The 14,564-nt window shown below is 42.3% G+C and carries 12 protein-coding genes; 1 reads left to right on the top strand and 11 read right to left on the bottom strand.

The window, feature by feature from the left end:
• Positions 1-20: 20 nt before the first annotated feature.
• The 10 genes from JJ692_RS04735 to JJ692_RS04690 all read right to left on the bottom strand — a co-directional run bounded on the left by JJ692_RS04735 (position 21) and on the right by JJ692_RS04690 (position 12,212).
• Entirely contained in the window at positions 21-950 is a 930-nt protein-coding gene (locus JJ692_RS04735) for an NAD-dependent epimerase/dehydratase family protein (protein WP_098677692.1), read from the bottom strand.
• Positions 951-964: 14 nt separating this feature from the next.
• On the bottom strand, positions 965-2,302 hold the full coding sequence (gene tuaD / locus JJ692_RS04730; RefSeq protein WP_098677693.1) for a UDP-glucose 6-dehydrogenase TuaD: 1,338 nt from the start codon (positions 2,300-2,302) through the stop codon (positions 965-967).
• A 79-nt stretch (positions 2,303-2,381) separates the two neighbouring features.
• Positions 2,382-3,566 carry a teichuronic acid biosynthesis protein TuaC gene (gene tuaC / locus JJ692_RS04725; protein ID WP_206534277.1) on the bottom strand — a complete coding sequence of 395 codons (1,185 nt, stop codon included), beginning with the start codon at positions 3,564-3,566 and terminating at the stop codon, positions 2,382-2,384.
• On the bottom strand, positions 3,563-5,014 hold the full coding sequence (gene tuaB / locus JJ692_RS04720) for a teichuronic acid biosynthesis protein TuaB (RefSeq protein ID WP_206534276.1): 1,452 nt from the start codon (positions 5,012-5,014) through the stop codon (positions 3,563-3,565). Before tuaB ends, tuaC begins: the two co-directional genes overlap by 4 nt.
• Positions 5,015-5,032: 18 nt before the next feature.
• Positions 5,033-5,692 (bottom strand): sugar transferase, encoded by a 660-nt coding sequence (locus tag JJ692_RS04715; RefSeq protein WP_024423636.1) that lies wholly within the window; start codon positions 5,690-5,692, stop codon positions 5,033-5,035.
• Positions 5,693-5,891: 199 nt separating this feature from the next.
• Positions 5,892-6,479: a prolipoprotein diacylglyceryl transferase gene (locus tag JJ692_RS04710; RefSeq protein ID WP_098677696.1), complete on the bottom strand. Its 588-nt coding sequence runs from the start codon at positions 6,477-6,479 to the stop codon at positions 5,892-5,894.
• 138 nt (positions 6,480-6,617) lie between these two features.
• Positions 6,618-8,114 (bottom strand): N-acetylmuramoyl-L-alanine amidase, encoded by a 1,497-nt coding sequence (locus JJ692_RS04705; RefSeq protein WP_206534275.1) that lies wholly within the window; start codon positions 8,112-8,114, stop codon positions 6,618-6,620.
• A gap of 127 nt (positions 8,115-8,241) precedes the next feature.
• Positions 8,242-9,732 (bottom strand): N-acetylmuramoyl-L-alanine amidase, encoded by a 1,491-nt coding sequence (locus tag JJ692_RS04700; RefSeq protein WP_024423639.1) that lies wholly within the window; start codon positions 9,730-9,732, stop codon positions 8,242-8,244.
• Between the two features lie 23 nt (positions 9,733-9,755).
• Positions 9,756-11,864 (bottom strand): SpoIID/LytB domain-containing protein, encoded by a 2,109-nt coding sequence (locus tag JJ692_RS04695; RefSeq protein WP_206534274.1) that lies wholly within the window; start codon positions 11,862-11,864, stop codon positions 9,756-9,758.
• A 24-nt stretch (positions 11,865-11,888) separates the two neighbouring features.
• Positions 11,889-12,212 (bottom strand): hypothetical protein, encoded by a 324-nt coding sequence (locus JJ692_RS04690; protein ID WP_025093953.1) that lies wholly within the window; start codon positions 12,210-12,212, stop codon positions 11,889-11,891.
• Between the two features lie 182 nt (positions 12,213-12,394).
• On the opposite strand from JJ692_RS04690, the gene tagU reads away from it, so the two are divergent.
• Positions 12,395-13,315 (top strand): polyisoprenyl-teichoic acid--peptidoglycan teichoic acid transferase TagU, encoded by a 921-nt coding sequence (gene tagU, locus JJ692_RS04685; protein WP_024423641.1) that lies wholly within the window; start codon positions 12,395-12,397, stop codon positions 13,313-13,315.
• Positions 13,316-13,347: 32 nt separating this feature from the next.
• Here the strand turns inward: tagU and wecB are convergent, their stop codons facing one another.
• Positions 13,348-14,487, bottom strand: coding sequence for a non-hydrolyzing UDP-N-acetylglucosamine 2-epimerase (gene wecB, locus JJ692_RS04680; protein WP_024423642.1), 1,140 nt, complete (start codon positions 14,485-14,487; stop codon positions 13,348-13,350).
• Between the last annotated feature and the right edge of the window lie 77 nt (positions 14,488-14,564).

The following is a 14,564-nucleotide window of genomic DNA, read 5'->3' as shown; positions in this document are numbered from 1 at the left end:
AACCCATCCGATTTGAGGGATTAAGCCTTGACTTCCTGTTTATAGTAGGAAATGGTACGAGCCAAACCTTCCTGTAAACTCACAACAGGCTCCCATGCTAAGACTTGTTTCGTTTCCTCATTTGCCAATGTACTATGCACGATATCTCCTGCACGCTGCGGCTTGTAAATCGGTTCAAGCTGTGATCTCGTTACCCGTTTCATCGTTTGAAACAGTTCATTCACAGTGATGGAATCACCACACGAAATATTTAAACAAACGTTTGATTGGGCTGTTAAAGCTGCAACATTTGCTGCCGCTAGATCACCCACATAGATAAAGTCTCTTGTTTGTTCCCCATCTCCAAAGATAAAAGGAGCCTCATCCTTTGCAAACTTATCAGAGAAAATAGAGACAACACCGCCTTCGCCAAGTGCATCTTGGCGCGGACCATATACATTGCTGTACCTGAGAATACAATAGTCCACATCATAGAGTGATTTTGCCATTTCTAAATACCGCTCTACTGTCAATTTTGCTAAGCCATAAGGTGAACCAGGCTTCAGCCGGTGAGCGGTGTCTACTGGCAGATACACCGGGTCTCCATAGACAGCTGCTGATGAGGCAAAGATGACTTTTTCCACTCCTGCTTCAGCCGCAGCTTTCATGACGTGCAGAGATCCTTTGATATTGACCTCTTCGTCATATACGAAATCCTGAACGGAAACGGCTACACTTACTTGTGCTGCAAGATGAATGATATAATCCGGTGCGATTTGTTTGATCAAATCAATCGTCGCTGGCTTTGTGATATCTGCCTCCATGCATTGCACGGAAAGATGAGCAATATTTTCTCGTGATCCAGTCGAAAAGTTATCAAGAACGATGGGCTCATAGCCTTTTTCTAGTAAAGCCTCTACCGTATGTGATCCAATAAATCCGCTTCCCCCAGTAACCAATACTTTCTTCATCCAAGCTCCCCCTGTTATTGTGCCTTCGATACCAATTCTGCTTCCCATACACTTGGGCGGCCGATAGACTGGTAAATAAATCCTCTCTCTTTCATTTCTGCTGGATCAAACAAATTCCTTCCATCAATTACAATCGGCGAACGAAGCAGCTGCTTGATCTGATCTTTATCCATCTTCTGTACGTCATCCCATTCTGTTAGGATGAGACAGGCATCTGTATCTTTTACTGTTTCGTACAGGTCGTTGCTGAAAACCGCCTGCGGGCCAAGCTCACGTTCAGCTTCTACATAAGCAATCGGATCATAGGCTTTCACAAAAGCCCCCAGCTCTCTCAGCATTGGGATAATATCTAGTGCAGGCGCTGAACGCATATCATTCGTATTCGGTTTAAAGGCGAGGCCTAAGACAGAAATGGTTTTTCCTTTAATATCACCGAACACACTCATCAATTTGCTGACCAGGTGGGCTCTTTGGTTGTTGTTCGTTTCAATGACAGATTCAATCAGCTTGAACCGGTATCCGGATGTTTCGGCAATTTTGAGAAGAGCCATCGTGTCTTTCGGGAAACAAGAACCTCCAAATCCAATGCCTGCTTTTAAAAATTTATGCCCGATTCGGCTGTCTAATCCAACTCCTTCACTGACTTTTTCAACGTCAGCGCCTACCCTTTCGCAAATATTTGCAATGTCATTAATAAATGAGATTTTTGTGGCAAGCATGGCATTTGCAGCATACTTAATCATTTCTGCACTTTCTAAGTTGGTCTCTACAACCTCTGTTTGAAACGGATCATGCAGTCTTTTGATGATGCTAGAGGCATGAGTGCTGGTCGAACCAATGACCGCCCGCTCCATATTCATCGTATCTTGAATCGCTGAGCCTTCTCGGAGAAACTCTGGATTGGATACGACATCAAAAGGATATTTACTGCGCGATGCCTTTTCCACAATGGCTTGAACGAGACGGCCTGTTCCAACGGGCACTGTGCTTTTATTGACAATGATTTTATAGCCATTCATTTGTTCACCGATCGTTTGAGCGACAGCCTTCACATACGTTAAATCTGCTTCCCCCTGCGGTGTCATCGGTGTCCCTACGGCAATATAGATAATCTCTGATTCCCTAATAGCGGCAGGAATATTCGTTGTAAAAAACAGTCTTCCTTCTTCTGTATTCTTTTCAATCAATTCTTTTAAACCTGGTTCATAAATGGGAACGACACCACTTTTTAAGCTGTTGATTTTTGATTCATCGATGTCACAGCAGATGACACGATTTCCGATATCAGCAAAACAAGTACCCGATACTAACCCGACATAACCTGTTCCAATCACAGCAATTTTCTTCAACATTTTTCATCCTCTCAGTAAAAGCATATTGTCCGTTCCAAGCTGTTTATCTATCTATCATTCTTTGCACATTTCATCTTGTTTAAACGATGGATGTTGATTGATTGAGCACCTTCTCATATTGCTGAATGAGATGTTTCGCATTATGTTCTGATGAATATTCTGTATGAACCATTTCATGAAGATCGTTCTTCACTGCTTCATTCCATCTATTTTCATAAAGACAGGCGTGAATCGCCTCTTTCAGCTGACGCGTCGAACGTGGTTCAACGAGCAGGTGTTGATAGGTTGAAAATAAGGATGGGAGACCACCAACCCGGGTTGCAATGACAGGTACTTTTAAAGCGAGCGCTTCTAGAACGACGGTTGGCATTCCTTCACTGTAGGAAGGGAGTGCAAACAGATCAGCTGCCATTAAGTAGTCTCTCACCTGCTCATTCGGCACCTGCCCTGGGAGTATAATAGATGCTCCCGCCCGTTCCTTGAGTTCCTTTGCAAGGGGGCCTTTTCCAACAAAGACTGCTTTCACTCCATCCATGCTGCTGACAGCATCAGCTAATTCAAGCAAGCCCTTCTCTTTCACTAAACGCCCGACGAAAACAACGAGCTTATCTTGAAGCGGTAAACGTAAGTGTTTTCTGATGCCTTCTTGACCTTCTTCCGTTCTGGAAAATGATCGGAGCGGAATACCAAGCGGAAGACATTTTGCTTCTACCTTCGTCATCTCATTTGTCTTTTTAGCCAGCTCCTCACTCACTGTCAGAACAGCAGATGCCTGCCTCACCGCCGTTTCAAAGGCTGCCTTCGCCCCTTTGCTATAGTTCGGATATACGTTCACATCACTGCCGTGCAAGGTCAGAAGATAAGGGATTTTCGTTTCTTTCTGAATAACAGCCGCCGCTCCGCCAGACGGCATGGCAAAGTGCGCATGGATAAAATCTGGTGACAGCTGATGACGCTGCATTGCTCTGAGAACGGAAGCCGCTATTCGTTTACTCGGCTGCGCCCATTTCAGCTGTCCAGGGAGCGCTGGATAAGGCGGTCTGTAAACCTTCACTCCGTTCCTCACTTCCTGTTCAGGCAGATCCCTTTTCTGCCGATAGGATGCCTTGAGCATCCGTAAAACCGGCGGATTCACTGGATTAGGACAAATGACAGTCACTTCTATTCCTTGTTTGAACAGCTCCTGTACTTGCGTTTCATGAAATACGCCCTCACTCGGATGTTTTTCACTAGGATATACACTTGTCAGCCATAGTACCTTCATGACGAACGACCTCTTCTCAATAATTTGCCAGCAGCCTGCGGATACATTTTGATGAGCAGCAAGCCATACAATGCAGCACTGACACAAACAGTCAGTAGTAATTGAAGTGAAATATCTGCTGACGTCAGCTTCATCCCTTGATGTAAAGCTACCGCACAGACCGCCATGAGCAGCGTCATGACAGCAGGTTTTCCAAGTGATTTTAAATACACCTTCATATCAAGCTGAATGACATATGCCATAAGCCATCTGCCGACAATAAAGTTGAGCAGACTGACACCTGAGTAGATCCAAGCTACTGTGAGCAGACTGCCTGTAGTGACACCTGCATATAATGCGCAGCCATACACGATGAGCATTCCCGTATCCCAATAAAAGGCTAAGTCCGCTCTCCCTTTTGCAAGAAGGATTGAACCGTTTGGATTCATCAGCACACGCAGCAGGCCGACAATGCACAATATATTTAAAACCGGGACCGCTACTAGCCATTTCTCTCCAAACACGACTTCTATAAAGCTGTCTGACACCGCAGCAAGGCCGATTAATAATGGAAAACTAACCAATGCGAGCATATTCGTCATACTTAGGAAGCCCTCTCGCAGCATGGAGTGATCCCGCTGACTTTTTGCGAAAACCGGGAAAGCCACTCTCGTCACAATCGGATTTATCTTCAGCACGGGTATTGTCACAATTTGATACGCCAAGCTGTAAATACCTAACGCTTCCGCTCCAAGAAACCGGCCGATTAAAATCATGTCGATGTTTGATCCCGCTCGGTTGACCAGTCTGGATGCGAGCTGGAATGCACCGAATGAGAAAAATTCCTTCACTTCTCCTAATGCAAATACAGGTGCTGGACGCCACTTCTTCCAATAAGCCGCTGCATACATGAGACCTTTTCCTGATTGCAGCAGCACTTGAGAAATGACATAGGCGACAATCGGATTCATGAAGAAGGCGAAAACGAGTAAAACGAGCAGCGATATGATGGTCGCAATGGCTTCAATGGTGCTTAATGTTTTAAAGGCTAAGTCTTTTTGCATCATATACTGGTACTGCTGGCCAATCGGTGCGATCAGAAACATAATCGATAATAGCTTGAGCAGACCCTCTAGCTCTGGCCGGTTATAAAAAGCGGCTATCATTGGGCTTAGCAGGATGAGCAGACAAAACAAGAGAATCCCTGTGAGCAGGTTGATCCAATATAATGTAGATAATTGACGTTCTGTCGTTTGTTCCTTTTGAATGATTGCTGCCCCAATTCCTAGATCAAGTAAAATCTGCGTAAATATTGTGACAGTTGTGATCATGCCAACGAGTCCAAACTCCTTGAGTGACATCACGTTCCCTAAAAAAGCGAACTGTGCAATTTGGATGATGGTGATGATCAATGCGGACAAGCTTGTCCATTTTGCCCCGCCTAGCATGCTTTTTTTCATACTTGCCATTTCTCTTCCCTACTTTACTTATCTGGCTCCGTCACCAGTCATGATGACTTTTAACGTTTTTACCATAATCTTCGTGTCGAGAGAAAATGTCAAGTTTTGAATATACTGTAAGTCGTGTGTTAATTTTTCACTTGGACTCATTTCATATCCGCCATTTACTTGAGCAAGACCTGTCAGCCCCGGCTTTACCGCCAATCTTTTTGTGAAGCCTGGAATCGTCCGATTAAATTCTGCGGTAAACATCGGTCTTTCTGGACGAGGACCTACGATACTCATTTCTCCTTTTAACACGTTGATAAATTGCGGAAGTTCATCAATTCTTGTTTTACGGATGAATGCCCCCACTTTGGTGATACGCGGGTCATTTTTTTGCGCCCATTTCGCTCCTCCGCTTTCTGCGTCAATTCTCATCGATCTGAGCTTCCATAATTTAAAGTAAACACCGTCTTTCCCGACCCTTTCCTGCATATAAAAGGCTGGCCCTGGTGTTTCCAGCTTAATCAAAAGAGCAAACAGCAAAATGATTGGCGTACTCAACATCAATCCGATGAACGAGAACATTAAATCTATGAAACGTTTTGCAAATAAATAACGAACCATATGTTCTGTTAAGGCAAAAGAGTGATTTCGTCTCACTTCATATTCTCTGTAAAGATTCATCGCTTTCTCTGCACTCACTGACCTGCACCTCACCATTCAAAGTAGTTGTTGTGTAAAGAGATGTTCTATGAAAGTCAGTTTAGCAGAGCAACATTAAGCAAATGTAAATGCGCTGTTAAGTCTTGTAAAACTGTGTTAAGAATGTGCACTTATATCAAGTTATGCCCTTTTCAACGTAAAAAAGACCCGCAATTCTGCGGGTCTCCGGGTCTTTTCTTTATTTTGCTTTTACAGATTCGATCGTTTTTAATCGAAGTGTTCCGTTTGCATCTTTTGTATAGGTTACTTTTACTTTTGATTCTTCTTTTAAGCTGTTCACTTGTTTAGAAAATGTATTTCCGAATTGAATAGCTACTTCTTTTCCATCAATGTTGACAGCAATTGTATGTCCATCAGCCAAACCAACATATGTGCCTTCTTTGGTGACTTCATTTTTCTTACTAGTTGTTGATTCTTTCTTTGTTTTAGATTCACCTTTTGAGTCAGCTTTTGATTGGTCTTTAGCAGGTTCTTCTTTTGTGATTTCTTTGCTTGAGCTGTCTTTTGCCTCTTCATCAGATTGACTTGCTGGCTCTTCTGTTTGAGCAGCTGTTTCTTTGCTTTGATCATCTGATTTTTCATTTTTTGATGATTGATCTTCTGATTTTTCGTCTGCAGCCTTATCTTTATTTTGATCGGCTGCTTCGGTTGTTTCTTTTTTGCTGTCTTCTTTTTTGTTATCGCTTGATTGATTTGTTGTGCCGCACGCTGTGAGCAATACACCTAGAAGCAATACTAGAAACGGCATTGTGATTAATTTTTTCAAAATCGTCACCTCTTCATGATTTGTCGGTTTGCTGTCGTTTGAAGATTTATGTGTAAACCATTCACCTTCTATGTTTCAATTATAACAAACATAACCAAAAATGAAATGTATTTTTAACTTGACACTTCTTTTATCGGTTCATTTGGCATCAAAGTAATTGGACACACCAGTTGCAATTCCAGAAGCCAGCCGATCCTTTGCAGCGATAGATTTTAAAATACTCGCATCGATTGGACTTGTTACAAAGCCGGTTTCTAGCAAAATACTGGGCATTCTAGAATATTTGATGACGTAGAACCCTGCTGTTTTCACTCCTCGATCCCTCGTTCCAAGGGCACTGACCATTCGAGGCTGAACCTGTTGTGCCAGCTTGATACTATGAGCAGCCGCATATGTCGTATCATAATACGTCTCTGTTCCATTCGCACCGCTGTTATCATTTGCGTTGGCGTGGATACTGATGAATATATCAGCACTTGCCTGGGCTCCTTTACTGACACGTGTCTGCAAGGAGTCAAATGTATCAGAAGTTCTCGACATGACAATAAGGGCACCCGCTTGGTGAAGCCTTGACCGCAGCTTTAATGCTACTTCTAAATTGATATTCTTTTCAAGCAGCCCATTCCCTACCGCTCCAGCATCCTGCGCACCATGACCTGGATCAATAAAAATCGTTTCACCTAACACCGCATTTTTCAACTGCGTGATGACATTCGTTTGAACGGCTGATGTTCCGCCTACAACAGAAAAAGCTGACATCTGTTTGGCTCCGATGACTTTTCTGATAGCATCCGGCACCGTTTGAGCGTCTGTAAGAAGAAGGGTTTGGCCCTGTTTCGCTGCTATACTTGCCGCAGCGGCTGCATCTGCATAGGCATACCCATAACTTATAAATGTTTGGCTTGTCTTCATTGGATACGTTTTAGCAATTTGGGCAGCCACCTCATACCGATTGGCTCCGCTTATTCTGACTGGTGATGGAAGCTTTTGAAAAGCCGTTTTATTGATACTTGCTTCTCCGCCAATCACAATGGTCCGCTTGACTGCTTTGTTTTTTAATAGATTGGCTGTTTCCTCGCGCAGTCCTTTCGCATCTGTTAATAAAATGGGATAGCCTTGTTTAGCAGCGTATGGAGCAATCGCGACAGCATCAGCATAAGCAGAACCATTCACGACGACTGCCGCACTAGCACTCTTCATGTGCTTCGCCACATTTGCCGCCAATTCATAGCGGTTCTTTCCTTGAATACGGGAAACAGATAGATTCATTGCTTTTAGCTGCTTCACGACGTTTTCAGAAATACTCGCAGTCCCTCCAAGAATCGTTACCCGCTTCGTTTTGAGCTGCTGCAGCCCTGTCTTTAAAGGACCTGAAAGACTGCCAGCATTCGTTATCAGAACTGGGGCCCCTTGCTGGTAAGCATAAGGCACAGCACTCAGGGCATCTGCATAAGCATCACCGCCCACAAGAACAACGGCAGGCGCTTCCTTCCAGCCCCTTTTCGCGGTATTTACAGCCACCTCATATCGATTGCTTCCTTCTATCCTCGATACAGTGTGCTGAGCAAAAACGGATGGTGTATATAAACATAGTGAAATAGCAATCAGTAACATACATTTGATATCAAAACGCATGAAGTCAACCTCCTTGGTTTGAACCCTTCACCAAAGATGCTTCATGGACTTTTGAAAAAAGGCTGCCGAGTACGTTCTCGAGCAGCCTAAGAGGAGTATCTGAGGCACCCCTCAGGTTTGTGTTTTCTTATCTAAAATAACCTGACACACCGCTTGAAATGCCTGACGCTAATCGATCTTTATACGTAGCAGATTTCAAGATGTTTGAATCAACTGGACTGGAAACAAAACCAGTTTCCAAAAGAACGCTCGGCATCTTAGAATATTTAATGACGTAGAAGCCAGCTGTTTTCACACCACGGTCTCTTGTACCTAGTGCGCTGACCATTTTAGGCTGGATGTTTTGCGCCAGCTTCAGGCTGTTTGCAGCCGCATAGGTTTTGTCATAATACGTTTCTGTTCCGTTTGCACTGCTGTTATCGTTTGAGTTCGCATGGACACTGATAAAGATATCTGCATTTGCTGACGCACCTTTGCTCACTCGTGTTTGAAGACTATCAAATGTGTCTGATGTTCTTGACATGGTCACAAGTGCACCAGCGTTGTTTAATTTCGTATTTAAACGCTTTGCTACATCTAAATTCAAATTCTTTTCATATAATCCGTATCCTACAGCTCCTGAATCATGCGCACCATGACCTGGATCAATGAATACTTTTTTCCCAACAGCCGGGTTTTTCAGCTGGTTCACAACAGTTGGTGTCACTGTATTTGTACTGCCTACGACAGTAAATTTGGTGATTTTCTTACTGCTCACTGTTGCTCTTGTTACTTTTGGCAGTGTCTTTTCATTCGTTAGAAGCAATGCTTTGTTTTGCTTCGCTGCAATGCCTGCAGCAGAAGATGAAGTGGCATAACCAAATCCTCTTCCTACATAGGTATTATTGACACTCATATTGTACTTTTTCACAATATTTGCCGCGACATCATAACGAGTCGAGCCTTTGATCCGTGTTGGTGATTTCAATTGGTTATAAGCTGCTTTTGTGACGTAATTCTCTCCGCCGACTACAATGGTTTGTTTCACATTGCTTGCTTTTGCAACAGAAGCGATTTCAGAACGAAGTCCCTTTTTATCTGTATATAGAATTGGGAATCCTTTTTGAGCTGCTACAGGTGCAATCGCAATCCCATGTGCATAGAAAGAACCCTCAACGACAACGACGCCTGCTGGCTTTTTCATTTTTTTCGCGATATTGGCAGATAGCTCATATCGGTTTTTTCCTGAAATACGCTGTGTGGAGATGCCCATTTTCTTCACTTGGTTGACCACGTTATTTGACACACTTGATGTGCTGCCTAAAACGATCACCGTCTTTGTTTTTAATGAAGTTAAGGCTTTCTTTGTATCACCCGAAAGACTTTTACTGTTTGTGTAAAGAACTGGTCCATTTTTTTGATATGCAAGTGGAATTCCTGCTGTTGCATCTGCATACGCAGTTTTCCCTACTAAAACGACTGTACTTGCAGTTCCCCATCCTTTTTTCGCTACGTTTGCCGCTACAGCATATCTGCTCCCGCCATCAATTCTTGAGACTGAATTGTCTGCCAATGCTGTTGGAACGATAACGAAAATGGCGATGAGGCTGAGGATGGCTGTTTTCATCATTGAGCGCATCTTCTATGTCCTCCTTTTACCCTTTAATAGTTTGTTAGTTTTGTACCTGGATAGTAGAACGAGAGTATGGAAGAATATGAGTTTCCAGATTCAGCTCTCGCTTTGGCTCCGTATTGGCTCATACCAATGCCGTGGCCATATCCTTTTCCTGAAATCGTGAAGTCATTTGTGTTGTTTTTGACTGACGCAAACGTGCTTTTCACCTTTGTTGCGCCCATGACTGATCGAAACTCGGTCATCTTCATACTTGCCGTTGTGCTTTTGTTTACCGAATATGTGCCTGTTTTGTTTTTCAGATGGTATGTCAGTTTGATCGATACCGTCTTCGCACGCTGTCCTTTTGTTTTCCCTGAGAACGTCAGGCTTGAGATCGATGCGATTTTCATATCAGATGCAGCAGTTTCTTTGTTTTTGAGCAGCCATGATTTCAAGCCGGCAAGGTCAGCTGCATTTGTCTCTTTTGCTTTAGACCACTCAGATGCTGCTGTGCTAGCAGTCCATGTCGTGCCTAGCTGTTTTTTAGAGAGTTTCAGTGTCCATGGATTGACTGGATCTTTTGGATCCTTTTTGGCCACTAAGTATGGCAGTGCATTTCCCCATACTTCTTCACTTGCCTCTGTATAACCGCCGTTGCTAGAGTAATAGGTTGCTGAAATGAGCTGATTGTTATATTTCAGAACCTTTCCTTTTGTGGCATCGACAGCTTTTGTCGAATTTGTATACCAGTTATATCCTCCATATACTTGGAAGGCTGTTGTATCAGGGACGACTTTCCCAATACTTTTCACCGAATACGTTCTAGCAGCAACCGCCTGTGCTTTTAACGCTTCGACATTCCAGCTTGCAGGCATTTCATTTGGCACTACACCTTTTAAATAGTCTTCAAATGGAATATGTTCGAGAGTTGGCCTGATATACCCTGATTCAATTGCAAAGTTTACACTGCCCAAGTACGGCTTTCCTGCAATTTGAAGGACATTTTTCGTTGAATATTTCTCAGGAACAACTCTTACTGTGTTATACGTCTTTATGCCTTTTAATGAAATTTTTCCGTTAGAAATATTCAATTGGTAGTTTTGATTTTTTTTCAGATAGACTTGTTTGGCTAATGAGTTTTTCAAGCTATCTTTAATTGCACTTGTGCTGCCAGCAAGATGATAAGCATATGTACCTTTTTCCTTCAGCAGTGCTTTTAAAGACGCTGTGACAGAATCGGGTTTCACATACACAACGGTACTGTTAGATTTTGCAGCCAATTGCGACAGCGGCATCGCATAAATATAGCTAGAGGCTTTTGCCAAATAAACTTTATCTGCATTAATATTTAATTTCTTTATAATATTCACAGATAATTCATAGCGATTGGCACCGCTGATTCTTGTCACCTGTGAGGTTTTTTTGATTTGATTTTCAACTTTTTGTCCAGTACTTTTCGTACTGCCGATGATGATCACTTTACTTGGCATTCTATAAGACGGAATGGAATCTTTTTTTGTTAACAGGATAGGGTATCCCTTTCTCGATGCGTAGGATGCAATGGCAATCCCATTCATAAATGAGTTCCCGCCGACAACGACAGCTTGCTTATAGTTACCCATTTCTTTAGCGATTTTTTGGGAGATTTCAAACTTATCTTTTCCACTAATACGTCTGACTTTGCCATACTTTTTAATAGACTTCTCAGCAGCTGTTGAAATGCTTTTCGTATTTCCGACAATCAGAATGTTATCCGGCTTCATTTTCTTGAGCTGGTTTTCTGTTGTTTTCGTCAGTTTTTCAATATTCGTATACAAAATAGGTGCGCCCAGTTTGTATGCTAACGGTGATACAGAAATTGCATGATCAAATGCATCACGACTGACAATGACAACAGTTGATGGATTTTTCCAGCCAGCAGATGCGATGCTGTTGGCTACTTCGTATCTATTTTTGCCGTCATATCTTTTCGTCACAGCAACATTTGATCCTGATAGCTTGTATTCCCCAGTTGTTGAGATATCCATGCTTGTTTTGTTTCCGATATAATTAGACAATTTCACTGAAATTGCCGAGCTTGCCATGGCAGACTGAAAGGGTGCAACTAGTAGAGTCAGTATCATGAGAACGATTAGTGTAACGCCTGTTTTCTTCAATTTTGTTCATCCCGCCCATCTTTTTTACTTCTGTTTTTCAATCTTCTGGATTTCCTTTTGACCATTGTCATTAATAAAGTAAGAGATTTCTACTGTGTCTCCTGGTTTAAATTCATTTAACACATCTTTAAAATTTTCCGTAAATTCATAGCTTAGGGTCGTATTCACTTTTTTCACTTCGACTGTATGTGCATCAGCCATTCCAATAAATTCAGCTTTCTCTTCCAGTACCTGAGGAGTTGAACTGCTTGTCTTGTTTTCTCCTGAGGACTGCTCAGCCGTTCCACATGCTGTGAGCACGATACCTAGTAGCAGTATTAAGAACGGTAAAACGACGATTTTCTTCATTTTTTTCACCTCATGTCTTTGTATCGTCTTATAAGTTATTATTTTAAGGTAAATTTAAGGTTTTTTGAAACCTTTTTTTTGTTACAACGTCTATATCTAGGTTCAGAGTAAAAAAATAACTTGTTTATCAAGATTCGTAAACCTATAATCATGGAAGAATCATAGAAAAGGTGAGGGACATTATGAGAGCTGAAAGAAAAAGAAAGAAGAAAAAGGTTCTTTGGATTGTTTTATCGATTATTGGCTTATTCGTATTAGCAACTGGCGGATACGCATATCATCTTTGGAACACAGCAGCATCGACCGTCGCAGGCATTCAGGAGAATTTAAAGAAGTCAGATAAGCGTGACAAAGATGTCGATTTAAGTAAGAAAGACCCGATTTCTATTTTAGTCATGGGTGTCGATGAACGAAAAAATGACCGAGGCCGTGCAGATACATTAATATACATGACAGTAAATCCCAAAACGAAAACGACCGAGATGGTGAGCATCCCGCGTGATACGTATACGAAGATTGTCGGAAAAGGCACAATGGATAAAATCAACCACTCCTATGCATTCGGCGGTACACAAATGGCAGCAGATACTGTAGAGGAACTGCTTGATGTACCTGTTGATTACTTTGTCAAAGTGAACATGGAAAGCTTCAAGGATATTGTTGATACACTTGGCGGCATTACAGTAAATAGCACGTTTGCATTTAGTTATGACGGCCATTCATTTGGTACAGGCGAAATTAACCTGAATGGGGATCAAGCCCTTGCGTATACGAGAATGAGAAAGCAAGATCCAAAAGGTGACTTCGGACGTCAGCAAAGACAGCGTCAGGTCATTGAAGGCATCATTGCAAAAGGTGCCAACATTTCATCTATTACGAAATTCGGCGATATGTTCAAAGTCGTAGAAAATAATATGAAGACAAACATGTCATTTGATGATATGTGGACGATGATGAATGATTATCGTGATGCAAGACAGCATGTGAAGCAGCACGAGTTGAAAGGATCAGGCACACGTATCAATAACATTTATTACTACCAGCTTGATGACAGCAGCCTTGCGAATGTGAAGAAGGAATTGAAGGAAAGTTTGGAGCAGTAAAAAAGAAGACTACAGAAATGTAGTCTTCTTTTTTATGATTGAAATGGAACTGGTTTTTCTTCACTTAATCCAAAACGGTGGAGAAGCTCTTCGACAATTCGTTTTGACGCTTGTCCATCACCATATGGATTAGACGCCTTCGACATGTTGTCGTACTCTTTCTGATCAACTAACAGCTGTTTTGCCATGTTGTAAATGGTCTCTTCATCTGTACCCGCGAGCTTAAGCGTGCCAGCTTTCACACCTTCAGGGCGTTCTGTTGTATCTCGCAGAACTAATACTGGCTTCCCTAGAGAAGGCGCCTCCTCTTGTACACCGCCAGAATCCGTTAATATAAAGTGTGAGGCAGCAGCGAAGTTATGGAAATCAACGACTTCAAGCGGCTCAATTAAGTGCACACGATCAAGATCACTGAATTCTGTTTGAGCCGCATCACGAACAGCAGGGTTTAAATGTACAGGATATACAACCTGAACATCTTCAAACTCTTCTACAATACGTCTAATCGCTCTAAACATGTTTTTCATCGGTTGGCCGAGATTCTCCCTGCGATGAGCCGTTAACAAGATCATTTTATCTGTGCCTATTTTCTCTAAAATAGGGTGTTGATACTGCTCTGTAACCGTTGTTTGCAACGCATCAATCGCAGTATTCCCCGTCACACAAATCGTCTCTTCTTTTTTATTTTCAATTAAAAGATTCTGCTTTGCCTCATTTGTAGGAGCAAAATGAATATCAGCAATAGTGCCTGTCATTTGTCGGTTCAATTCTTCAGGGAACGGCGAGTATTTATTGTGTGTTCTTAAACCCGCTTCAACGTGACCAACCGAAATTTGGTGGTAGAATGCGGCCAAGCTTCCTGCAAAGGTTGTTGTTGTGTCTCCATGAACAAGGACAATATCAGGTTTTTCCTCTTGGAATAGTTGATCTAGTTTCAAGAGTGCATTTGATGTGATTTCGGATAATGTCTGGCGTTCTTTCATAATATTTAAATCATGATCCGGACGAATGTTAAAGGCTTTCAACACTTGATCAAGCATTTGCCGATGCTGTGCAGTCACAGTGACTGAGGATTTGATTTGCGGATGTTTTTTCAGTTCAAGGACAAGGGGTGCCATTTTAATCGCTTCAGGCCTCGTCCCGAATACAGTCATTACATGTAATGTTTTCAATAGTCGATGCCTCTTTCCTTCTCATTTATCATAAGTGTATTATACAAAAGAATAGGAACGAATCCTAATCATTCTAT

The organism is Bacillus sp. 3a (assembly GCF_017161885.1).
In the GTDB taxonomy this organism is placed as follows: Bacteria; Bacillota; Bacilli; order Bacillales; family Bacillaceae; genus Bacillus; species Bacillus safensis.
The sequence above is the reverse complement of the archived record's forward strand: the minus strand, read 5'-3'. Positions and strand labels throughout refer to the sequence as shown.

What these genes read in the sequence shown, in the direction of transcription:
- JJ692_RS04735 (WP_098677692.1), bottom strand. Translation starts at nt 950, where the DNA reads ATGAAGAAAGTATTGGTTACTGGGGGAAGCGGATTTATTGGATCACAT.
- tuaD (WP_098677693.1), bottom strand. Translation starts at nt 2,302, where the DNA reads ATGTTGAAGAAAATTGCTGTGATTGGAACAGGTTATGTCGGGTTAGTA.
- tuaC (WP_206534277.1), bottom strand. Translation starts at nt 3,566, where the DNA reads ATGAAGGTACTATGGCTGACAAGTGTATATCCTAGTGAAAAACATCCG.
- tuaB (WP_206534276.1), bottom strand. Translation starts at nt 5,014, where the DNA reads ATGGCAAGTATGAAAAAAAGCATGCTAGGCGGGGCAAAATGGACAAGC.
- JJ692_RS04705 (WP_206534275.1), bottom strand. Translation starts at nt 8,114, where the DNA reads ATGCGTTTTGATATCAAATGTATGTTACTGATTGCTATTTCACTATGT.
- JJ692_RS04700 (WP_024423639.1), bottom strand. Translation starts at nt 9,732, where the DNA reads ATGCGCTCAATGATGAAAACAGCCATCCTCAGCCTCATCGCCATTTTC.
- JJ692_RS04690 (WP_025093953.1), bottom strand. Translation starts at nt 12,212, where the DNA reads ATGAAGAAAATCGTCGTTTTACCGTTCTTAATACTGCTACTAGGTATC.
- tagU (WP_024423641.1), top strand. Translation starts at nt 12,395, where the DNA reads ATGAGAGCTGAAAGAAAAAGAAAGAAGAAAAAGGTTCTTTGGATTGTT.